Source organism: Bradyrhizobium sp. CCBAU 51753, from assembly GCF_015291565.1.
GTDB classification, from domain to species: Bacteria; Pseudomonadota; Alphaproteobacteria; order Rhizobiales; family Xanthobacteraceae; genus Bradyrhizobium; species Bradyrhizobium ivorense.
Genome location: NZ_CP030037.1, coordinates 1,085,846 through 1,107,351, shown reverse-complemented (window position 1 = coordinate 1,107,351; position 21,506 = coordinate 1,085,846). Strand labels below are relative to the sequence as shown.

General features: G+C 64.7%; 21 protein-coding genes and 2 tRNA genes. 8 read left to right on the top strand and 15 right to left on the bottom strand.

The annotated features are described in order from the left end of the window. Nucleotides 1-26 precede the first annotated feature (26 nt). Nucleotides 27-1,943, top strand: a complete 1,917-nt coding sequence (locus tag XH93_RS05110; protein ID WP_194472677.1) for a DUF262 domain-containing protein — start codon at nucleotides 27-29, stop codon at nucleotides 1,941-1,943. A gap of 511 nt (nucleotides 1,944-2,454) precedes the next feature. Beyond that, a complete protein-coding gene (locus tag XH93_RS05105; protein ID WP_194472676.1) occupies nucleotides 2,455-3,336 on the top strand; it encodes an ArdC family protein in 882 nt (293 codons plus the stop codon). A 351-nt stretch (nucleotides 3,337-3,687) separates the two neighbouring features. On the opposite strand, the gene XH93_RS05100 is transcribed toward XH93_RS05105, so the two are convergent. The 9 genes from XH93_RS05100 to XH93_RS05060 form a co-directional block, all read right to left on the bottom strand. After that, nucleotides 3,688-3,763, bottom strand: a tRNA-Phe gene (locus XH93_RS05100). Nucleotides 3,764-3,987: 224 nt separating this feature from the next. Beyond that, the gene (locus tag XH93_RS05095) at nucleotides 3,988-4,965 is read right to left on the bottom strand and encodes a tripartite tricarboxylate transporter substrate binding protein (RefSeq protein ID WP_194472675.1); all 978 of its coding nucleotides are present in this window, start codon (nucleotides 4,963-4,965) and stop codon (nucleotides 3,988-3,990) included. A gap of 134 nt (nucleotides 4,966-5,099) precedes the next feature. After that, nucleotides 5,100-5,282: a DNA gyrase inhibitor YacG gene (gene yacG / locus XH93_RS05090; protein WP_139486893.1), complete on the bottom strand. Its 183-nt coding sequence runs from the start codon at nucleotides 5,280-5,282 to the stop codon at nucleotides 5,100-5,102. A 405-nt stretch (nucleotides 5,283-5,687) separates the two neighbouring features. Further along, nucleotides 5,688-6,317, bottom strand: a complete 630-nt coding sequence (locus XH93_RS05085) for a Maf-like protein (RefSeq protein ID WP_139486892.1) — start codon at nucleotides 6,315-6,317, stop codon at nucleotides 5,688-5,690. A 199-nt stretch (nucleotides 6,318-6,516) separates the two neighbouring features. After that, nucleotides 6,517-6,981, bottom strand: coding sequence for an arsenate reductase ArsC (locus XH93_RS05080; RefSeq protein WP_139486891.1), 465 nt, complete (start codon nucleotides 6,979-6,981; stop codon nucleotides 6,517-6,519). Nucleotides 6,982-7,077: 96 nt separating this feature from the next. Further along, complete coding sequence (locus XH93_RS05075; protein WP_139486890.1) at nucleotides 7,078-7,581, bottom strand: UPF0262 family protein; 504 nt, start codon at nucleotides 7,579-7,581, stop codon at nucleotides 7,078-7,080. Then, nucleotides 7,578-8,873 (bottom strand): histidinol dehydrogenase, encoded by a 1,296-nt coding sequence (gene hisD / locus XH93_RS05070; protein WP_194472674.1) that lies wholly within the window; start codon nucleotides 8,871-8,873, stop codon nucleotides 7,578-7,580. Before hisD ends, XH93_RS05075 begins: the two co-directional genes overlap by 4 nt. Nucleotides 8,874-8,982: 109 nt before the next feature. Next, nucleotides 8,983-9,411, bottom strand: a complete 429-nt coding sequence (locus XH93_RS05065) for a DUF2948 family protein (protein WP_172627180.1) — start codon at nucleotides 9,409-9,411, stop codon at nucleotides 8,983-8,985. Between the two features lie 137 nt (nucleotides 9,412-9,548). After that, nucleotides 9,549-10,487, bottom strand: a complete 939-nt coding sequence (locus XH93_RS05060) for an SDR family oxidoreductase (RefSeq protein ID WP_194472673.1) — start codon at nucleotides 10,485-10,487, stop codon at nucleotides 9,549-9,551. Between the two features lie 93 nt (nucleotides 10,488-10,580). Between XH93_RS05060 and XH93_RS05055 the strand changes: the two genes are divergently transcribed. Further along, nucleotides 10,581-11,231 carry a TetR family transcriptional regulator gene (locus XH93_RS05055; RefSeq protein ID WP_371814932.1) on the top strand — a complete coding sequence of 217 codons (651 nt, stop codon included), beginning with the start codon at nucleotides 10,581-10,583 and terminating at the stop codon, nucleotides 11,229-11,231. 310 nt (nucleotides 11,232-11,541) lie between these two features. Here the strand turns inward: XH93_RS05055 and XH93_RS05050 are convergent, their stop codons facing one another. From XH93_RS05050 to XH93_RS42885, 5 genes are all read right to left on the bottom strand, one after another. Then, nucleotides 11,542-12,366, bottom strand: coding sequence for an alpha/beta fold hydrolase (locus tag XH93_RS05050; protein ID WP_194472671.1), 825 nt, complete (start codon nucleotides 12,364-12,366; stop codon nucleotides 11,542-11,544). Between the two features lie 155 nt (nucleotides 12,367-12,521). Continuing rightward, complete coding sequence (locus XH93_RS05045) at nucleotides 12,522-13,013, bottom strand: hypothetical protein (protein WP_139486885.1); 492 nt, start codon at nucleotides 13,011-13,013, stop codon at nucleotides 12,522-12,524. A gap of 155 nt (nucleotides 13,014-13,168) precedes the next feature. Beyond that, nucleotides 13,169-13,477: a UBP-type zinc finger domain-containing protein gene (locus tag XH93_RS05040; RefSeq protein WP_139486884.1), complete on the bottom strand. Its 309-nt coding sequence runs from the start codon at nucleotides 13,475-13,477 to the stop codon at nucleotides 13,169-13,171. A 169-nt stretch (nucleotides 13,478-13,646) separates the two neighbouring features. Then, nucleotides 13,647-15,341, bottom strand: a complete 1,695-nt coding sequence (locus tag XH93_RS05035) for an FAD-dependent oxidoreductase (RefSeq protein ID WP_194472670.1) — start codon at nucleotides 15,339-15,341, stop codon at nucleotides 13,647-13,649. 103 nt (nucleotides 15,342-15,444) lie between these two features. Next, the gene (locus tag XH93_RS42885; RefSeq protein ID WP_371814931.1) at nucleotides 15,445-15,924 is read right to left on the bottom strand and encodes a hypothetical protein; all 480 of its coding nucleotides are present in this window, start codon (nucleotides 15,922-15,924) and stop codon (nucleotides 15,445-15,447) included. A 53-nt stretch (nucleotides 15,925-15,977) separates the two neighbouring features. Here XH93_RS42885 and XH93_RS05025 point away from each other — a divergent pair. Continuing rightward, nucleotides 15,978-16,052, top strand: a tRNA-Thr gene (locus tag XH93_RS05025). Nucleotides 16,053-16,152: 100 nt separating this feature from the next. Here XH93_RS05025 and XH93_RS42665 read toward each other — a convergent pair. Further along, the gene (locus tag XH93_RS42665) at nucleotides 16,153-16,278 is read right to left on the bottom strand and encodes a hypothetical protein (protein ID WP_256436594.1); all 126 of its coding nucleotides are present in this window, start codon (nucleotides 16,276-16,278) and stop codon (nucleotides 16,153-16,155) included. Nucleotides 16,279-16,381: 103 nt separating this feature from the next. On the opposite strand from XH93_RS42665, the gene XH93_RS05020 reads away from it, so the two are divergent. The 4 genes from XH93_RS05020 (at nucleotide 16,382) to XH93_RS05005 (ending at nucleotide 21,420) form a co-directional block, all read left to right on the top strand. Continuing rightward, on the top strand, nucleotides 16,382-16,699 hold the full coding sequence (locus tag XH93_RS05020; protein WP_139486882.1) for a hypothetical protein: 318 nt from the start codon (nucleotides 16,382-16,384) through the stop codon (nucleotides 16,697-16,699). 190 nt (nucleotides 16,700-16,889) lie between these two features. After that, complete coding sequence (locus XH93_RS05015; RefSeq protein WP_194472669.1) at nucleotides 16,890-17,624, top strand: outer membrane protein; 735 nt, start codon at nucleotides 16,890-16,892, stop codon at nucleotides 17,622-17,624. A 332-nt stretch (nucleotides 17,625-17,956) separates the two neighbouring features. Continuing rightward, the gene (locus XH93_RS05010) at nucleotides 17,957-20,101 is read left to right on the top strand and encodes a methyl-accepting chemotaxis protein (RefSeq protein ID WP_194472668.1); all 2,145 of its coding nucleotides are present in this window, start codon (nucleotides 17,957-17,959) and stop codon (nucleotides 20,099-20,101) included. 257 nt (nucleotides 20,102-20,358) lie between these two features. Further along, nucleotides 20,359-21,420 carry an MBL fold metallo-hydrolase gene (locus tag XH93_RS05005; RefSeq protein WP_194472667.1) on the top strand — a complete coding sequence of 354 codons (1,062 nt, stop codon included), beginning with the start codon at nucleotides 20,359-20,361 and terminating at the stop codon, nucleotides 21,418-21,420. Nucleotides 21,421-21,506 lie beyond the last annotated feature (86 nt).

Here is a 21,506-nt window from a genome sequence, read left to right as displayed (position 1 = left end):
TGACAGACTATAAAAGGTGGCTAATAATGGCAGTCTCATCGTTCAAAACAAATCCTTATAGCTTGCAGGAGCTATTGAAGAAGTGCGAAAGCGGGCTCCTCCAGCTGCCCGACTTTCAGAGAAGCTGGGTGTGGGACGAAGATCGGATCAAAAGTTTGATTTCGTCGATTTCACGCGGATTCCCTATTGGCGCGTTGATGACGCTCGAGACTGGAGGAGTAGTTGATTTCAAACCCCGGTCTATCGAGGGGGCGCCACCCAATGCGATCGCAACCCGACCCGAGGCATTGCTGCTTGATGGGCAGCAGCGAATGACCTCGCTGTATCAGGTATCGCTTCGAGGGAAAGTGGTGGAAACCATCACTGCGAAGAAAAAGCGTGTCAAACGCGTCTTCTATATCGACATCAGCAAAGCGCTCGATCCAACCGTGGAGCGGGACGAAGCAATAGTTGCGGTGGGAGAGGATGGCAAAATCGCTGAAGACTTCGGGCGCAAGATAGTCCTCGATCTCAGCACCAGGGAGAAGGAATTTGAGCACCTAATGTACCCAGTCTCAATGGCGTTCAACTGGGACGAGTGGCAGAAGCAGTTCATCGAACACTTTATGAAGGAAGGTGAGTTTCCAAAATCGAAGTGGGACATACTCCGCCAATTCAAGGACGGTATCCTCGATAATTTCATTCATTACCAAGTCCCGGTGATCGCGCTAGGGTCCGGTACGTCAAAGGAGGCCGTCTGCGTAGTGTTCGAGAAAGTGAACACCGGCGGGAAGGCGCTAGATGCATTCGAGTTAGTCACCGCAATGTATGCAGCCGATGGCTATGAGTTGCGTCGCGACTGGTATGGCAAGGATGGCGAACTCGGACGACAGCATCGCTTTAAAGAGAGTCTAAGGCCGGCCGGCCACGAGACCGGCATCATTGCGGACGTTTCTAACACCGATTTCCTTCACGCTATCTCTCTGTTTCATACGCGCGAGAGGAGACGCGAGGCAGAAGCGCTAGGTAAACGCGGCAAGGAGTTGCCGGCAGTGTCAGGCAATCGGAACGCCCTCCTAAATCTCCCTCTCGACGCGTACAAGAAATATCAAAGTCAGGTTGAGGAAGGATTCGTGCGGGCGGCCAAATTTCTGCACATCCTGCACATCTACCGGGTTTTTGATTTGCCCTACCAGACGCAGATCATTCCCTTAGCGGCAATTCTGGCTGATATTGGCGAAGCTTGGGAGCATGAGGCCAATCGAGCAAAGCTGGTGCAATGGTACTGGAACGGCGTTTTCGGTGAGCTGTATGGTTCCGCTGTAGAGTCTCGGATCGCGCGCGATTTCTTGGAGGTGCCGCTATGGCTAAAGGGTGGACCACTACCCACCACGATCAGTGATGCGACCTTCCGCGCTGAGCGGCTTAAGACAATGCGTATGCGTCTCTCGGCTGCTTATAAAGGGGTCAACGCGTTGTTGATGAAGGCCGGCGCAGAAGATTTTCGGTCCGGACAAAAATTCGATCACATTGTCTTTTTCGGTGAAAACGTAGACATCCACCACATCTTCCCAAAGAAATGGTGCGAAGATCGAAGGATCAAACCGGCCGTATACGATTCAGTTATCAATAAGACGCCGCTCGCATATCGGACTAATCGCATAATTGGCGGAGCGGCGCCCTCTCTTTATCTTTCCAAATTGGAGCACGGCGATAACGACAGCCCGCCGATTCCGGCGCAAAACCTGGACGGGTATTTGCACTCTCACCTAATTAATCCATCGCTACTCAGAGCAGATCAGTTCGATGTTTTCATGGCAGATCGGCAGGAGCGTCTGCTTGCCCTTATCGAGAAGGCAACCGGACATGCCGCCCTCCGCGGCACAACCGCTGCAGAGAAGGAAGACGAAGTGGAGACCGACTCTGAGGCGGCCGAAGCCGAACTGACAATCTCAGCAAGCTGAATGGGTACCTTTAATCGCTGGGCTGAGGCCAAGGAGTGATCGACGGCCCGTGAGAGCGAGATTCTCAGTCGGCGCAGCACGTCCCGGCGCGAAATCTACGGCGGTTGCGGCGAGAACGAGGAGTATCGCAAAAGGCTTGGCCGAAGCGAAGGATACGGCAGGAGCTCGTGGACGCCAGAAGAATCAGCACGGCAAACCCGACCTTGGCCTCGCTGGCCAAACTTACAGACACACTTATCGTCTCGCCAGGGGAGCTTTTCCGCGCGATTGACGCGATTGTGCCTTCGCCGCGGCGTTCAGGCGAGCCGCTCGCCCCCTCCTTTAACTATCCGTTAACGATTTCCCTTTCAGGAGCCCCATCTGCGCGGCACACGTCTCGGCGCGCGCGAGGCCCCGGGCCTGTCCATGTACCCCGGGGGGGGTAAAATTTTGATGCCCGCGCCGTGAGGACCCGACGCGGCTGTAACGAGCGACCGACCGGTCGCATCAGTCACAGCCATCGGATACCTTCATGAAACGCGACCTCTATGCGGAAGTCTCGGCACGCATCGTTGCCGAGCTTGAAGCCGGCGCTGCTCCTTGGATCAAACCATGGTCGGCAACACCTGGCGCGAACACCCCGTGCAACGCGGTGACCAATCGCCCGTACTCGGGGTGCAACGTCGTTCTGTTGTGGATGGCGCAAGCGGCAGGCTATCGCACGCCGCGCTTTCTCACGTTCAAGCAGGCGTTGGACTTGGGCGGCCACGTGCGCAAGGGCGAACGCGGCACGAAGGTGTATTTTGTCAAACAGCTGCAGGCCCGCGACAAGGGCGCGGACGATGACGTCGTAACGCGTATCGTGCCGATGCTGCGAGAGTACACGGTCTTTAACCTGGACCAGTGCGAAAACCTTCCTACGAGGATCGTGGCGCCAGGTGCCGTAAAGCCGCGCAACTGCGAGGAGCGCTCCGCCGCGATCGATGAATTTCTGGCGTGCATCGGCGCCAGCGTACGGGAGGGCTTCGGCGAAGCCTACTACCTGCCCGGCGCCGACTTCATCAGCCTGCCGCGGTTCGAGGCTTTCAAGAATGCTGCTCACTTCTATTCGACCGCGTTTCATGAGCTTGGTCATTGGACCGGTCACAAGTCGCGGCTGGCACGTGATCTGCGCCACCGCTTCGGCGAGAAGGCTTACGCTGCAGAGGAATTGGTTGCCGAACTCTGTTCAGCCTTTCTATGCGCCGAATTCTCGATTGACGGCGATCTGCGCCACGCCGGCTATATCGAAAAATGGATTGGCCTGCTGAAGGCCGACACGCGCGCTTTCCTCACGGCGTGCAGCAAGGCGCAAGCCGCCGCCGACTTCCTGCGCGGCTTGGCCCTTGCTGCGCCGTCGGAGGTGGCGGCATGACAACGTCCAGCGTCGATCGTCAGCACCAAAAGCACGCGCCGTTCTTCGATGTCGATCCAGTGATGGGTCGCAGCATCGAAGTGTTCTATGCTGACCGGACACTCGAAACTTTCGGCAAGGACGGCGCTGGCTGGTTTTGGCATGCGCGCCAGCGCGGGTTCGCGCCGGAAGGGCCGGCGCGCGGGCCGTTTTCGACAAGCTATTCAGCGTATAGGGACGCGCTGTTGCGGCACGGGGGGCGCCAATGCACCTTTTTCGGGCTGGGGTTGCAATCAGGTTGCAACAAAGATTGGGCGGAAAATGTCTGGAGAGGCGCCGAGAGAATTTCTCGAATTAGCTCAAATTGTTGGGTGGTGCCCAGGGGCGGAATCGAACCACCGACACTGCGATTTTCAGTCGCATGCTCTACCAACTGAGCTACCTGGGCATGTCGCGAGCGGCCGAAAAGCCGAAGCGAGCGGGCGGTTTATAGAGAGGTCGAAGCGTTGTGTCCACCCGCCTTCGCCGTTGGCTTCGGCGTGGCAAGCCCGGCCTCGATACTACAATTAACATATTGAAAGAATGAAGTTATTTCACGCGGTCAGAAGCAATTGCCCGACCAACGAGGCGATGATCCCTGTGGTCGGCTGATCGCGGCGATCGCTTCTTTCCTCAGTTTTCCAGCTTGATCCTGGCGTCGCGGATGACCGGGCCCCATTTGTCGGTCTCCGATTTCAGGAACGCGGCCAGTTCCGCCGGGGTCGAGCCCTTCGGGCTGGCGCCGAGCTGCTCGAAGCGGGTCTTCACCGGCGGATGCACCAGCGCGGCGTTGGTGTCGGCGTTGATCTTGGCGATCACCTCCGGCGGGGTTTTGGCGGGCACGAAGAAGCCGAACCAGGAAAACACGTCGAAGCCGGGTACGCCGGACTCATCCAGCGTCGGGATCTCAGGCACCAGGGCGACGCGCTGCTTCGTCGTCACCGCGAGCGCCCGCACATGGCCGGCCTGCACATGCGACAGGATCGAGGGCATGTTGTCGAAAATGACGTCGACGCGGCCCGGGATCAGGTCGTTGATGGCCGGCGCGCCGCCCCGATAGGGGATATGTGTCATCTCCACCCTGGCGAGCCGCTTGAACAGCTCGCCGCTCAGATGCAGCGTGGTGCCGTTGCCCGACGAAGCGTAGGTCACCTTGCCGCGGTTGGCGTTGCAATGGGCGATGAACGCCTGCACCGACGTCGCCGGCGAGGAGTTCGGCACGCACATCAGATTGGGCTGGGTGATCAGCATCGTCACCGGCGCGAAATCATTGACCGGGTCGTAGCTCAGCGACGGATAGAGAAACGGGTTGGTGGCCATGCCGGGCCCGACGATGAAGACGGTGTAACCGTCGGCCTCCGAATGCGCGACCAGGTCGGCGGCGATGTTGCCGCCGGCGCCCGGCTTGTTCTCGACCACGACGGTCTGGCCCCAGACCTCCTGCAGGCGGTTGCCGACCAGGCGCGCGGTGATATCGGTCGAGCCGCCCGGCGTGAACGGCACCACGATCCGCACCGGTTTTGCCGGCCAGTCCGCCGCCCGCGCGCGCGAACTCAGGATTGCGGGCGCGGCGATGACGGCGAGGCCGACGAGATGGCGGCGGGTCAGCATGGGTGTTCTCCTCCACGCATCGCCCGATTGTCTCGGGTCATGCTGTTGCAGCGAGTGTGGCGGCCGGTGGCGGCGAAATCAATCCGGCGCGGCGACCGGACAGCGCATGGCGCGGTATCGGCTTCGCAAATGCGTTAGTCCGGATCCTCGTCGTCGTCCTCGCGGCCGGGGACGACGTAGGAGCCGCTCAGCCAGCGGTTCAGGTCGACGTCGCGGCAGCGCGGCGAGCAGAACGGGCGGAACGCCTGCTCGACAGGCTTGCCGCAGATCGGGCAGCGCCGCGGCGGGTTTTGCGGTTTTTCGGCTTGGTCGGTCATGGCGGCACGCAGGTTACATCAATTGGCAATGAAGAAGGCCGCCGCGCGTTCCGCGCTGCCTCCTTCCCGCTTGCGGGTGGCGATGGGTGCCTGCACGATTTCGGAATATTGGAATATTACCGCTGAGTTGCCCGACGTGTCAAGTGGCCGGGTCGAGCGCCGCCCGGCTACTTTGCATGGGGTTGTTTTTCGAGTTTTGGCAACGCGCCCCCGCGATCGGGCGCGGCCGCCGGTTCCTCTGCCCTTCTCCCCTTGTGGGAGAAGGTGGCGCGGATGAAATCCGCGCCGGATGAGGGGTCTCTATCCGCGGAGACAAACCCCTCACCCGAATCGCATCTGCGATGCGATTCGACCTCTCCCACAAGGGGAGAGGTGCACCACCGATGCCGAACGAATATTGCGATCCTACACCGCGACGGCGTTGAGCCAGCCGTGGCGGATCGGAAAGCCTTCGCCGCCGAGCAGGGTCACGGTCTCGTAGAGCGGCAGGCCGACGACGTTGGTGTAGGAGCCGACCATCTTGACCACGAAGGAGCCGGCGATGCCCTGCACCGCATAGCCGCCGGCCTTGCCGCGCCATTCGCCGGAGCCGATATAGGCCTGGATGTCGTCCTCGCTGAGCCGCTTGAAGCGGACGCGGGTCTCGACCAGGCGCTGGCGGAACGCCTCGCGCGGCGTCACCACGCAGATCGCGGTGTAGACGCGGTGGTTGCGGCCGGACAACAGCCGCAGGCACTGCGCCGCCTCGTCGACCAGATTGGCCTTGGGCAGGATGCGGCGGCCGACCGCGACCACGGTGTCGGCCGCGACGATGAAGGAGCCGCGCAGATCGTCATCGAGATGCACCGATTTCAGCGCCGCATCGGCCTTGGCGCGCGCCAGGCGGTTGGCGCAGGCGCGCGGCAGCTCGCCCCGCCGCGGGGTCTCGTCGACATCGGCCGGGCGCAGCGCATCAGGCTCGATGCCGGCCTGGTTGAGCAGCGCCAGCCGCCGCGGCGAGCCGGAAGCAAGAACGAATTTGGGACGGCCTAGCATTCGGTTATTTGGCTGGAATCGGCGGGACGGGCGAGCGCGGAACCTATCGGATGGGGCATGGTTGCACAACCGCGGAACCGGCCGCGAATCGCGCATCCCCTGACAGACAAGGCCCCATAAGCACAGCTGTTTGTCAGTCTGGCGACAACGGCCGGCAAAGTCACCGCTTCTCCGGATGCGGGACCGGGTTTCATCGTCATTACCCGCTCGCCGCCGCGACCTTCGCAAAGCGGCGGCGGATGCGCAGCAGCAGGCTGTCGCAGACCTCGCGATAGGCGGCGAGCTTCTGCTCGCGCGTGCCCTCGGTGCCGGTCGGATCGACCGTCGGCCAGTACTCGACATCGGCGGCCAGCGTGCGGGTGAGCTCGAGGGCCTTGTGATGGGCCTCGGGCGCCAGCGTGATGATCAGGTCGAAATTCAGCCCCTCCCAGTCCTCGAGTTCCTCGAAGGTCTGCGGCTTGTGGCCGGAAATGTCCTGGCCGAGCTCGGCCATGACGGCGACCGCGAACGGATCGAGCTCGCCCTTGCGCGCGCCGGCCGAGCGGACGTAGAGCCCGTTCGGAAACATCTGCTGCAACAGGCTCTCGGCCATCGGCGAGCGCACGCTGTTCAGGCCGCATGCGAACAGCACAGCCTGGGGATTGCGCGCGCCCGGCGCCACCATGCGATCAGGCTTTCAGTCGAGGAGCCCACGCCGACGTCATGCGCCCTCCTTGTTTGCGCATGATCTGGTCCGAAAACCGGTTCCCACTTTTCGGGATCATGCGCCCTCACCTTTCCAGTGCAGGACGGTGATCAGCGTGAACAGCCGCCGCGCGGTCTCGAAGTCGACGCGCACCTTGCCCTTGAGCCGCTCCTGCAGCGTGCGCGAGCCCTCGTCATGGATGCCGCGGCGGCCCATGTCGATCGCCTCGATCTTGTCCGGCGTCGCGGTGCGGATCGCCTGGTAGTAGCTGTCGCAGATCATGAAGTAGTCCTTCACGACGCGGCGGAACGGCGTCAGCGACAGCAGATGCGCGACCACGGGCGCGCCGTCCTCCTTGCGGATATCGAACATCAGCCGGTTGCCGGTGATCGCGATGTGCAGCGTATACGGCCCGGGCTCCGTGCCCTCGGGCGCGAACACGTTCTGCTCGATCAGGTCGTAGATCGCGATCGCGCGTTCATGCTCGATATCCGGCCCGGAACGGCCGATCGATTCCTCGTCGAGCGTCACCGCGACGATGCGATTGTTGGAATCCTCGTCGGCGGGGGACTTGGTCATGAGAGGTTGAGGCGCAATCCGACGGAGCGTGAATGGGCGTCGAGACCTTCGGCCTGGCCGAGCGTCATCGCGGCGGGCCCGAGCGCACGGAGCTGATCCGGCCCGCACTTCAGGATCGAGGTTCGCTTCATGAAGTCAAGCACCCCGAGGCCGGACGAGAACCGCGCCGAGCGCGCGGTCGGCAGCACGTGGTTGGAGCCGCCGACATAGTCGCCGATCGCCTCCGGCGTATGCGCGCCGAGGAAGATCGCGCCGGCATTGCGGACTTTTTTCGACAGTGCTTCCGCATCCGCGGTCATGATCTCCAGATGCTCGGCGGCGATCGCATTGGCGAGCTCGACCGCGTCGTCGAGCTGTTTCACCATGATCACGGCGCCGAAATCATCCCACGAGGCCCGCGCGATTTTTTCGCGCGGCAAGGTCTTGAGCTGGGCCTCCACCGCGCGCTCGACATCGGCGGCGAGCCGCGCCGAGTCGGTGATCAGGATCGACTGCGCGCTGACATCGTGCTCGGCCTGCGCCAGCAGGTCGGCGGCGATCCAGTCGGCATTGCCGGTGTCGTCGGCGATCACCAGCACCTCGGAGGGGCCGGCGATCATGTCGATGCCGACCTTGCCGAACACCAGCCGCTTGGCCGCGGCGACATAGGCGTTGCCGGGACCGACGATCTTGGCCACCGGCGCAATCGTCGCGGTGCCGTAGGCGAGCGCGGCCACCGCCTGGGCGCCGCCGACGCGGTAGATCTCGGAGACGCCGCCAAGATCGGCGGCCGCCAGCACCAGCGGGTTGAGCTTGCCGTCCGGCGCCGGCACCACCATCACGACGCGCGGCACGCCGGCGACCTTGGCCGGCACCGCATTCATCAGCACCGAGGACGGATAGGCCGCGGTGCCGCCGGGCACGTACAAGCCGACAGCATCGACCGCGCTCCAGCGCCAGCCGAGTTCGACGCCTGCGGCATCGGTGAAGCGCTCATCCTTCGGCATCTGGCGGCGGTGGAAGGTTTCGATCCGGTCGCGGGCGAATTTCAGGGCATCGACGGTCTTGGCGTCGCAGGCCTTCACCGCAGCGTCGATCTCGACCGCGGAGACGCGCAGGCCGGAGGCGGCGATGTCGAGCCGGTCGAACTTCTTGGTGGCCTCCAGCAGCGCCGCATCGCCGCGGGCCACCACATCGTCGACGATGGCGCGGGTGGCGCGCTCGACGTCAGCCGAGACCTCGCGCTTGGCCGCCAGGAAGTCGCGGAAACGCTGGTCGAAATCGGCGCTCTGTCGGTCCAGGCGAACGGGCATGGCGGCTTTCTAGGGGATTCGGGATCGGGTCCCCTGCTCAATGGCGCGGCGGATTATGGCCGTCAACCCTTGCCTCCGTCGTCCCGGCGAAAGCCGGAACGACGGGAATTTACTCCGCCGCCGTCCCCAGCTCATCGGTGCCCAAATCGGTCAATTCGCACTCCAGGCACTCGACATCGAGCCGCAGCGCGGCGCCATGGCCGAACATCAGGAGCGCGCAGCCGCCGGGCGGGTCGGAGGCGTGGAATTCGATCCCGAGCAGTTCCAGGATGGCCTCGGGGGCCTCCAGGTCGATATTGCGCGACTTGCATGCCAGCACCCGGTCGAAACGCAGCGCCGCGATCAGCCGGCGCGAGCAGGCGCCGCCCGCCAAGGTCTGCTCCCAGTCGAGCCGGTTCAGCCCGATCACGAGGCGCTTTTCGTCTTGGCGCCAGACGATATCGGCGGCCTGGACGCGGGCGTCCTGCACATGGGTGGAGATGACCGCGAGGTCATCGGCATCGAGGGCGATCAGTTTGAGCGGCGCGGGTGGGGACATGCGATCAATATAACGCCTGACCGCACCGGAGGTACCACGCTGCCGAAGCAAATCGCGCCGGCGGAACCGGGCCGCGCCGGTCGGAGGCATGCGCCGCACGGGATGACCTTCATCGCGATGATCCCCGTGCCGCCCGCTCAGGCCGCGGTCGCGACCTGAATGAACGGAACACCGGTGAGTGCGGCCGAGATGTCCCACAGCCGCTCCGCCACCGCGGCGTCCCTGGCCTGCGGCATGATCCTCGCCGGCGCCGGCGGGCCCTTCAATTCGTAGAACCCATTGGGCCCGTAATAGCCGCCACCCTCGGCCGCGGGCGAAGTCGCGGCAAACAGCGTCGGCAACGCGCCTGCGGCCGCCGAGTGGCTCATCAGGGGCTGCAGATACCTGCCGAACCGCCAGGACAGGCTCTCGGTGCCCGGGCCGTTCGGGATCAGCTCGGTGCGGGCATAGCCGGGATGCGCGGCATTGCTCATGATGCCCCAGCCATTGATCGCGCTGCGGCGCTGCAGCTCGAGCGCAAACATCAGCATCGCGAGCTTCGACTGGCAGTAGGCGCGCCATGGCTTGTAGGAGCGCCGGGCCTGCAGGTCGTCGAAATTGATCGCGCCGGAGCGATGCGCAAGGCTGGACAGATTGACGACGCGGGCGTTGCGGCCGCGGCGAAGCTGCGGCAGCAGCAGCGCGGTCAGCGCGTAGTGCCCGAGATAATTGGTGCCGAACTGCATCTCGAATTCGTCGACGGTGACCTGCCGTGTCGGCAGCGCCATCACCGCGGCATTGTTGATCAACAAATCGAGCGATGGGTGGGTTGCGGCAAAGCGGCCAGCGAAATCGGCGACCGATGCAATGCTCGCAAGGTCGAGCGTCTCGTAGATGATCGCAGCATCGGGAAGCTCGCCGCGGATCCGCGCCAGCGCATCCTGGCCCTTGGCGCCGTTGCGGCCGGTCAGCACCACGGTGGCGCCGGCGCGCGCCAGCTCCAACGCGGTCTGGTAGCCGAGCCCGCCGGTTGCGCCCGTGATCACGGCGGTCCTGCCGTCGAGCCGCGGAATGTCTGCAGTGCTCCAGCCGGTCATGGTTATATCTCCTGGCAAACGCGATTCGGTTGTTGCGGGTCCAGCCGCACCGGATAAATGTGCACCAAGTGCAATTTTGCAAGAGGTGAAAATTTGAGACGCCCCGCGCTCGCGCGCAAGGCCGCCAAGCCGCGGCAATCCAAGGAGAATTCGGCCGCCCCGGCCGAGGGCTCCGGCCTGCGCGCACGCAAGCGGCAGGAGACGCGGGAGCGGCTGACGCGCGCGGCGATGACGCTGTTTTTGGAGCGCGGCTTCGAGGCGACCACGCTCGACGACATCGTCGCCGCGGCCAACGTCTCGCGCCGCACCTTCTTCCACTATTTCGCCTCGAAGGAAGACGTGGTGCTGGCGTGGCAGGAGGACGGCACGGCGGCGCTGGTCGCGGCGGTGGCGGCGCGCCCGGCTGGCGAATCCATGCTGCAGGCGGCGGAGAACGCGATCATCGAATTGGTCCGGCAGCTCGATCCGCGCGAGGCGATCGCGCTGGCGCGGCTCAAGCGCGACAATCCGGCACTGCAGGCGCGCGATCAGGCCAAATACGAGAAGATGGAGCGGGAGCTCGCCGACGCGCTGCTCAAGCGCGCCAACCACAAGGTGGACCGGATGAAGGCGCGCCTCGTCGCGATGATCACCACCGGCGCGATGCGCGTCGGCGCCGACCTCTGGACCGCCGACGGCGCCCGCGAGAAACCGGAGCTGTTCGCCAAACGGATGTTCGCGGCGATCCGCGGGATTTTCGAGTGAGCGTGCTTACCGCACTTCACGCTGTCGGTGAGAGAAAACGTAAGGCGAGCACACCGGTCAGGCTCCCTCCCCCCTTGCGGGGGAGGGTTGGGGAGAGGGTGGCCCCGGGCGAGATGCTCGACGAACGCACCGTCTCACAATCTCGGCTGTGCATGATCGAAAGCAGATTGAGAGAGCACCCGTGTGGTACCCCTCTCCCTAACCCTCCCCCGCAAGGGGGGAGGGAACCCTTCCGCTGGTGACTCCCTCACGTGAACCCGCAGAGACGTGCGTGGGATCGATGCGGCGCGGCGAACCGCACCGCATTTACTCACCCCCTGATGAACGCCAGCAAATCCGCGTTGATCGTCTCGGCTTCGGTGGTCGGCATGCCGTGCGGAAAACCCTTGTAGGTTTTCAGCGTGCCGTTCTTCAGCAGCTTGGCGGACAGCGGGGCGGAGTCGGCGTAGGGCACGATCTGGTCGTCGTCGCCGTGCATCACCAGCACCGGGACGGTGATCTTCTTCAAATCCTCGGTGAAGTCGGTCTGCGAGAAGGCGACGATGCCGTCGTAATGCGCCTTCGCGCCGCCCATCATGCCCTGACGCCACCAGTTCTGGATTACCGCCTCCGACGGCTTGGCGCCCGGGCGGTTGTAGCCATAGAACGGGCCGGCCGGGAGATCACGGTAGAACTGCGAGCGGTTGGCGGCGAGCTGGGCCTGCAAGCCATCGAACACCGATTTCGGCAGGCCGCCGGGATTGTTCGCCGTCTGCACCATCAGCGGCGGCACCGCGGAGAGGATCGCCGCCTTGGCGACCCGGCTCTCGCCATGGCGGGCGATGTAATGCACCACCTCGCCGCCGCCGGTGGAATGGCCGACGTGAACCGCGTTCTTCAGATCGAGATGCGCGGTGACGGCGGCGAGATCGTCGGCGTAGTGGTCCATGTCATGGCCGTCGGCGACCTGGGCCGAGCGGCCATGACCGCGGCGGTCATGGGCGATGACGCGAAAGCCGTTGTTGAGGAAGAACAGCATCTGCGCGTCCCAATCGTCCGACGACAGCGGCCAGCCATGGCTGAACACGATCGGTTGGCCCTTGCCCCAATCCTTGTAAAAAATCTCGACGCCGTCTTTGGTGGTGATAGTGGGCATGGACGCACTCCTTCAGTTAGTCGTCATTCCGGTTCACGCGAAGCGTGAACCACAGATGCGCAATTGCGATTGGGCAAGATCTAGCGATGGTTGACAGAACGTGTTTGCGGATTCGCACGTGGTGCGCCCTGCAACAGCGAGTGCGTGTTGGTCGATCAGGCGAGGCGGAACGGCCTGAACCGGCGCCAGATACCAATCGTCACCACGACGAAGAACACCAGCACGATGCCCTGCACCACCGCGAACACCGGTCCGGACGGCGGGTTCGGCGGCACCGCCGGCGCCAGCGCCTGCAGCGCCGGTATCTTCAGGAAGCTCTGGATCACCAGCACGAAGACGTTGAGATAGAGCGAGACCATCGCGGTGACGACATAGACCGGGCGCCAGATGCCATTGAGGCGCATCGCATAGAGCGCGATGCAGGCGATCGCGAGCAGCACCAGCGACAGCAGGCCGATGATGTGCGATGGCAGCAGCTTCTCGGTCAGCAGCGGCGGAATCACGAACCCGGTGACGTTGGTCAGGATCGTGAGCACGAGGAAGATCGCGGTGAGCCCGGGCATCGATTTCGACCCGAGCAGGCCAAACATCACGATCAGGCCGGAGACGATAGCTATCAGACTGATGACCACGTGCAGCAGGACCATGTGGATGCACTCCCCGTTGAGAACCCGCGCCACGTTACGATGCGCGAGGAGAAATTGCTACATGGTTCCAATGGCAGGACGGCCGACATCTCATGAAAAATCCACCACGGCCCGCCGCCGTCAGGCATCGCGCCGTGCGCTTCCTGAGACATCGATCAATCATAGCGCGGGATCGGCCCGTTGTGCGGCGTCTTGCGCTTCGACAGGTCAAACAGCACCTCGTCGACATAGCACCAGCCCCAGCCTTCCGGCGGATCGTAGCCCTCGATCACGGGATGGCCGGTGGCGTGGAAATGCGCGGTGGCATGCTTGTTGGGAGAATCGTCGCAGCAGCCGACATGGCCGCAGGTCCGGCAGATCCGCAAATGCAGCCAGCGGCTGCCGCTCTTCAGGCACTCCTCGCAGCCAAGCGCGCTCGGCGTGACGTCGGCAATGCCGGCGATGTGGGTGCAGCCTTTTGACATTCTCTACCTCTCAACTCGTACACCTTCTTAACCCGTCATCCTGAGGCGCGAGCCCTTGCGAGCCTCGAAGGATGAATCGGCCACCAGCCGGGCCGTGCATCCTTCGAGGCTCGCCGAAGAGGGCTCGCACCTCAGGATGACGGGATATTGAGCCTGCACGGCGCCTTCCCTACAGCGACGGACTAGCCGCATCCGCAAGATAGCCGTGCAACGCGGCGACGACCTGGGCGCCTTCGCCGATCGCACCGCCGACGCGCTTGACCGAGCCGGAGCGGACGTCGCCGACCGCGAACACGCCGGGCACCGTGGTCTCGAGCAGCGGCACGGCGCGGTTGCCCTCGCCGTTCTGCTTGCCGGTGAGCACGAAGCCGCCGCGGTCGACCTCGACGCCGCAGCCGTCGAGCCAGCCGGTGGCCGGATCGGCGCCGACGAACAGGAACAGATTGCGGATATCGAGCGAGAATTCGTCGGGCGCGAGCCGGCTCTTCCAGCGCACCCGCTCCAAGGTCTCCGCGCCCTCGAGCCCGATCACCTCGGCGTTGAACACCAGATCGATGTTCGGCGTCGCCTCGATGCGCTCGATCAGATAGCGCGACATGCTGGCCCCGAGCCCGCCGCCGCGAATCATCATGATCACCTTGCGGGCATGGGCTGACAGATACACCGCCGCCTGGCCCGCGGAGTTGCCGCCGCCGACCAGCACGACCTCCTGCTCGGCGCAGAGCCGCGCCTCGATCGGCGAGGCCCAGTACCAGACGCCGCGGCCCTCATAGGCATCGAGATTGTCGATCTCGGGCCTGCGATAGCGCGCGCCGCTCGCGACCACCACCGACTTGGCGCGCAGCGTGTGCCCGCAATCGGTGGCGAGCGCGAATGCGCCCGAGGTCTTGCTGCAGTCGAGCGCCTTGATCGAGACCGGGATCAGCATCTCGGCGCCGAATTTCTGCGCCTGGTTGAAGGCGCGGCCGGCCAGCGCCTGGCCGGAGATGCCGGTCGGGAAGCCGAGATAGTTCTCGATGCGCATGCTGGCGCCGGCCTGGCCGCCATAGGCGCGCGAATCGAACACCGCAACCGACAGCCCTTCCGACGCGGCGTAGACCGCGGTGGCGAGCCCGGCCGGGCCGCTGCCGACCACGGCGACGTCGTAAAGCTTGTCGTGCTTCTTGCCGCCGATCATGCCGAGCGCCATCGCCAGCGCGGTCTCCGACGGATTGCGCAGCACCGTGCCGTTCGGCGCGACCACCAGCGGCAGCTCGGCACGGGAGACCGAATAGCGCGCGACGAGGTCGGCGGCATCCTTGTCGGTATCGGGATCGAGCACATGCTGCGGCTGGCCGTTGCGCGCCAGAAAATTCTGCAGCCGCGCCATGGTGCCGGCGGCGCCGATCAGCACCGGCCCGCCGGCGCCGCCCTGGATCAGGCTGACCCGGCGCAGGATCAGCGCCCGCATGATGCGCTCGCCGAGATCGGCCTCGGCGACCAGCAGCGCACGCAACCGCTCCGGCGGCAGCAGCAGCGCCTCGACCGCGCCTTCGGCATGGCCGTCGACCAGCGCGGGCCGTCCGGAGAGCTGGCCGATCTCGGCCAGAAATTGCCCCGGCCCCTGGTCGATGATCGGCGTGACCCGGCCGAGGCCGTCGCGCTGGGTGATCGCGACATGGCCCGCCAGAATCACGAACATGCCCGGCCCCGGCTTGCCGGTCTCGAACAGCGCCTCGCCGTCGCCGTATGACCGCGGCTCGCCGAACCGGCGCATGCGCTCGATCTCAAACGACGTCAGCGTTGGAAAGGTCTGCTCCTGGCGCGGGAACGCGTAGGCGGTTGCGGTGAGGCGGTTGATCGTCGGTGTGTCGTCTGCAGCCATCTTTGGCGCCCCGCTTCCTTCAGTAATCGCAAACCGGCTAACGATCCGGCTCGTCTCGGTCGGCGTGAAGCGCGATGAGATCAGGTTGGATCGTCATCGCGCTTTAGCTCTTTGTTTGATCATGATCTTTTCGGAAAACCGCTTCGCACTTTTCCGGATCATGCTCTAGCGAGGCATCGCCCGGTTCGGAAGCCACATCCTCGCGACCGCGCGCCTGCGATTTCCGCCGCTTCAGGTTTTCGCGCAGCGCCAGCTTCAGGCGGTCCTGCCGCGAATCCTTCACGCTCGCTCCGGCCTGCCCGCCGCCCTTGCCTTGATCGCCTGTCATTTCCAAAACTCTGAACCGCCGACGCTCGCGCACGGAGCATAGAGGATGGCCGCCGCCCGCGCACCCTAGCCGGCCGGCCAGTTGCGTCAGGCGGAACGATTCGACCGCCGGGGCCCGCGAAGGCGATGTTGGGAACCAAATCTGGCCGGAATCGACCGGATTGGCGACGATCGCCGGCAGGGAACGGCAATTTCCGCCGATTTCACCGCCGGCAGCGGCGCCGTTTTGCTTGCGCCGGAGGGGGCCTTGTGGCAAGAACCGCCCGCTTGGACGGGCCCCTCGAGGGTCGATTCTATTTTCCCGGGCATGCTGCCGTAGCTCAGTGGTAGAGCACTCCATTGGTAATGGAGAGGTCGACAGTTCAATCCTGTCTGGCAGCACCATCTCCTTGCACGGTCCGATGGTCCTTTAACCGCGCGCCGGCCGCCAGCGCGACGGGCCCAGTTCAGCGGTCGGCAGCTTGGCGCGGTCGCGCTGCACGAATCAGTGCGACATCATCCCGCCGGCAAGGAGCATCATCGCCACGATATAAAAGACGAACACACTGCCGACCCATTTCCAATCGATGTCACTGTGCTCGGGGCTGAGACTTTCAATGATGCCTTGCATGATCGTCTCTCCATCTGGAGGTCGCATGCATGTCGTATAGCCCCGGCCCGGCGTACGCCGCGTGACCTACTTCACACTTGCTTTGCCCCGGAGCTGAACCAGAGTGACCGGCCCAGAACTGAAGAAATTGCGCGAAGCGCTCAGCGAGGCGATCGGCCGGAAGCTGACGGCAGCCGACATGGCGAAGCTTTGCGGACTGGAGGCCGGCGGCGCCGAGAAGATCCGGCGCTGGGAGGTCACCGGCCCGACGGCCAAGGTCGCCGCGCTGCTCCGCGTGCTGGCGATGGCCAGCGAGCACTATCCGATCCTGGAAAAGTTCGACGTGTTCGACCGTCACGACGTCCCGGTGAAGGAGCGCCCGGCGCGGCGCCAGGCTTTTCGCGAGCAGATGCGCGAGGATGTGCGGCGGCGGCTTGGCTAGCCCAGCGCTGCGTTAAGCCTTCCTTCATCCACGCTTAAGCGTTCGTTAGGCACAACAAAACCTTTCGCGGCAAACGGCAGGTTTAGCGGCCGCGGTGGACAGCATTTTATTCAAAAGCCGTGTAACTGCGCCCGCAAGGATGGCGCCACCACGCGGCGCCTCCGCACGACCTGTCCGGAGACTGACCACAATGAACAAGTTCCTGCTCGCAACCGCAGCCATGGCTGCCGCCGTCGCCGCCTTTGGCGCGACCGCCGAGGCCGCCGATCTCGGCGCCCGTCCCTATTACAAGCAGCCCGCGCCCGTTTACGCCGCACCGCTCTACAACTGGACCGGCTTCTATCTCGGCGGTCACCTTGGCGGCGTGTTTGCCGACAACAACACCTTCAACGGCCTCGCGCTGTCCGACAGCAGCGCCCGCTTCATGGGCGGCGTGCAGGCCGGCTACGACTGGCAGCTGTCGCCCATGTGGGTGATCGGCCTCGAAGGCCAGTATTCCTGGGTCGGCGGCCACCAGCTCAATGCGATCTTCCCCGGCGGCTATGTCTACAACAACAACCAGCGCGGCATCGCCTCGGTGACCGGCCGGGTCGGCTACACCTGGGGTCCGGGCCTGATCTATGTGAAGGGCGGCTACGCCTACTCCGACAACAACGAGAGGGTGACGCTCGGCGGGGTCGCGATCCCGTTTGCGCTCAGCGACAGCCACCAGAACGGCTGGACCGTCGGCGCCGGCGCCGAATACATGTTCGCCCCGAACTGGTCGGCGAAGGTCGAGTACCAGTATTACGACTTCGGCGACAGCCGCTTCACCGGCCCGGCCGCGCTGGTGCCGTTCGGCAGCTTCCACAATGACGAGCACACCGTGAAGGCCGGCATCAACTACCGCTTCAACTTCGCGAACCCGATGGCCGCGCGGTACTGAGGGCTCGATCCCTGCAGCCGTCATTGCGAGGAGCGGTAGCGACGAAGCAATCCATCTTTCCGCGCACGCGGTGACAATGGATTGCTTCGCTTCGCTCGCAATGACGGGGAGAGAGGCCGTTCTGGCAAGATACAACCAGGCGTGGAAAAGGCCGGCGCACGCCGGCCTTTTGCATATAAGGACGTGCATCAATTCCGTGCAGGAGAAAGCGCCGGCACACGCGATGCTCAAAATTCGCCCGCTTTGCCGCAATTTTCCCGATTTTGTTAACCGGCCGCACCGATACTCCCGCGCCGGGAAACACTGGGGAAAGTGCACGGGGGCACGGGGCAATGGCGTTTCGGTTCAAGCTCGGCAAACCAAGTTTCAAGAGCATCGGCGTTCCGCAGATGGGCGTGCGCGGCAGCCTGTTCGCGGCGTTTGCCGTGATCGCCGGCATGGCGCTGATCATCAGCGCCGGCGCCGGCTGGGTGCTGCACCAGCTCGGCGGCACCATGACCGATCTCAGCGGCCGCGACATTCCGCGGCTTGCCGCAAGCCTGCAGCTGTCGGCGCAGAGCGCCGCGCTCGCCGCCCAGGGTCCCGGACTGCTCGCGGTGCAGAGCGAGGACGCGCTCACCGAGCGCACCAAGAAGGTGCAGGAGGTCGCGCAGCTGACCAATGCCAAGCTCGGCGAGATCATCGAGCTCGGCGCCGACAAAGCCGTGGTCGGCGCACTCAAGGAGAACGTCAAGAACACCGACGACGCCACCAAGAGCCTGATCTCGGCGGCGCGCGAACGGCTCGACGTCAGCGCACTGCGCGACAAGCAGTACAACGCGCTGCGCAAGGCCCAGGCCGCCTTCGTCGGCGCCGCCAGCCCCGCGATGCTCGACGCGCAGACCCGGCTCAACGCCATCCTCGGCTCGGCCGAAGTCTCCGCCGATGACGCCACCGAGGCGGCCCGCACCGTCGGCCAGATCAGCAACGTGCTTTCCGCCGGCAATCTGATGGCCGCCGACATGACCGCGGCGCTGTCGGCGACCTCGAGCGAGACGCTGGATGCAATCGAGGCCGAGTTCAAGGCCGGGCGCGAGCGCGTCAAGTCCAACCTCGAGGACCTGCCGAAGAATCCGGCGATATCAGCGGTGCGCGACAGCGCGGAAAAACTGCTCGCGCTCGGCGAAGGCAAGACCGGCGTGTTCAAGATCCGCCAGAAGGAGCTCGACTCGATCGACTACGGCCAGACCATTCTGGACGAGACCCGCAAGCTCAACATCGGGCTCGGCATCAGCGTCCAGCAGCTGGTCGACGCCGTGCAGAAGGAGACCGACTCTTCGACCTTCCAGGCGCGGCAGCAGATCGCGTTCGCCACCATGGTGATGATCGGCCTCGGCGCGCTGACCCTGGTCGGCTCGTTCCTGTTCGTCTGGCTCTATGTCGGGCGCAACATCCTGCGCCGCATCCGCGGCCTGCAGCGCTCGATGCAGCTATTGTCCGACGGCGACCTCGACACCGAGATTCCGCACAGCCGCCAGCGCGACGAGATCGCGGTGATGGCCGACGCGCTGCAGGTGTTCCGCGAGAGCATGATCGAGGGCCGCGAGCTCACCGCGAGCCAGAACCAGGACCGCATCGCCAAGGCCGAACGCGCCTCGCGCATGGAGACGCAGATCGCCGAGTTCGAATCCACCGTCCGCAGCGCGCTCGGCAGCCTGCAGAGCTCGGCGAATTCGATGCAGTCGACCGCACAGAGCATGTCGGCCACCGCCGACCAATCCAGCGCGCTGGTCAGCGCCGTGGCCTCGGCCGCCGAGGAGACCTCGGTCAATGTGCAGACCGTGTCGGCCGGCACCGAGGAATTGTCGTCGTCGATCTCGGAGATCGGCCGTCAGGTCGTGACCTCGGCGGAGATCGCGCGCAAGGCGGTGGAGGAAGCGCGGGCGACCGACACCACGATGCAGGGCCTTGCCGACAACGCCGCGCGCATCAGCGTCGTGGTCGATCTGATCCAGACCATCGCCTCGCAGACCAATCTGCTGGCGCTCAACGCGACTATCGAGGCGGCGCGCGCCGGCGAAGCCGGCCGCGGCTTTGCCGTGGTCGCCTCCGAGGTGAAGAATTTGGCGAGCCAGACTGCCAAGGCGACGGAAGAAATCCGCCAGCAGATCGTCAGCATGCAGGAGGTCACGACCTCGGCGGTCTCGGCGATCCGCAACATCTCGAGCACGATCGGCGAGATCAACGACGTCACCACCGCGATCGCGGCCGCGGTCGAGGAGCAGGGCGCGGCGACCCGCGAGATCGCCCGCAACATCCAGCACGCCGCCGGCGGCACCAGCGAGGTGTCGAGCAACATCATCGGCGTCTCGACCGCCTCGACCGAGGCCGGCGCCGCCGCGACCGAGGTCCTGAGCGCCTCCGACGCGCTGCGCCGCGAGGCCGACGTGCTGCGCTCGGAGATCGACGGGTTCCTGTCGAATATCAGGGCGGCCTGACGCACGTCGTTCCGGGGCTCCAACCTCCCCTTGAAAAGGGGAGGTCGCTTTGCTCGTCAGAGCAAAGCGGGTGGGGATCTAGTCTCTCCACCGACACTGTCGCCCGTGGCTGACCCCCATCCCGACCTTCCCCCTTTCAGGGGGAAGGGGAAGAAAGCGCTGCGCTTCATCCGGGCCACGGAATTCCCCCGATTCTCCGGACAGCCATCCTGATTTTTCGGCTGGCGCGGCAGCCGATGTGCCGCTAAGCCCGTAGCATGGACAAGAAGACGGACGGCCTGCCCTCCTCGGCGGAGGCATTGAGATACCCCTGGGAGAACCATCCCGGCCCCGACCAGGTCGTGGAGGTGGCGCCCGGCGTGCTGTGGGCGCGGCTGAAGCTGCCGTTCCGCCTCAACCATGTGAACGTCTATCTGCTCGCCGACGGCGACGGCTGGACCATGGTGGATGCCGGCTTCGGCAATGAGGAATCGATCGCGGCCTGGACCACGCTGTTCGAGGGGCCGCTGAAGCACGTCAAGGTCACCCGCCTGATCGTGACCCATTCGCACCCTGACCATGTCGGGCTCGCGGGCTGGATCACCGAGCGCTTCGGCTGTCCACTGTTCATGTCGCAGGTCGAATATTTGCAGTCGGTCTATCACCAGAACCGCGGCACCGAGGAGCGGCGCAACGCGCAGCGGCTGTTCTTCCGCCGCCATGGCATGGACGAGGACCTGACCGAAAAGCTGCTCGGCCGCGGCCAGGACTATCTGAAGCGGGTCTCGGTGCTGCCGCCGTCCTATCACCGCCTCACCCATGGCGACGAGGTCGTGATCGGCACGCGGCGCTTCAAGGTGATCACCGGCGGCGGTCACGCGCTCGACCAGGTGATGCTGTATTGCGCGGCCGACAAGCTGTTCCTGTCCGCCGACCAGGTGCTGAGCAAGATCTCGCCCAATGTCAGCGTCTGGGCGGTCGAGCCCGAGCAGAATTCGCTCGGCGAATACCTCGCGTCGCTGGCCAGCCTCACCACCACGCTGCCCTATGACGTGATGGTGCTGCCCGGCCATGGCGTGCCGTTCTACGGGCTGAAGACGCGGATCAAGCAGCTCGCCGATCACCACGAGGAGCGTTGCCGGCTGATCGCCGAGGCCTGCCGCGAGGTGCCGCAGACCTCCAAGGAACTGGTGCCGGTGGTGTTCCACAAGCACGTGCTGGACGAGCACCAGATGGGTTTCGCCTCCGGCGAGCTGGTCGCCCATGTCAACTACATGCTGGTCGAGGGCCGCCTGACGGCGGAGACCGCCGACGGCGTGCTGCGCTTCAGGACGACCTGAGCGCCTCAGCTCGCCCGCCCGCCGGCCGGACCGGGTAGGAATCAAGCAAGATCCCCGCAGCTAGGGCAATTTGCCCACCTGCGGCG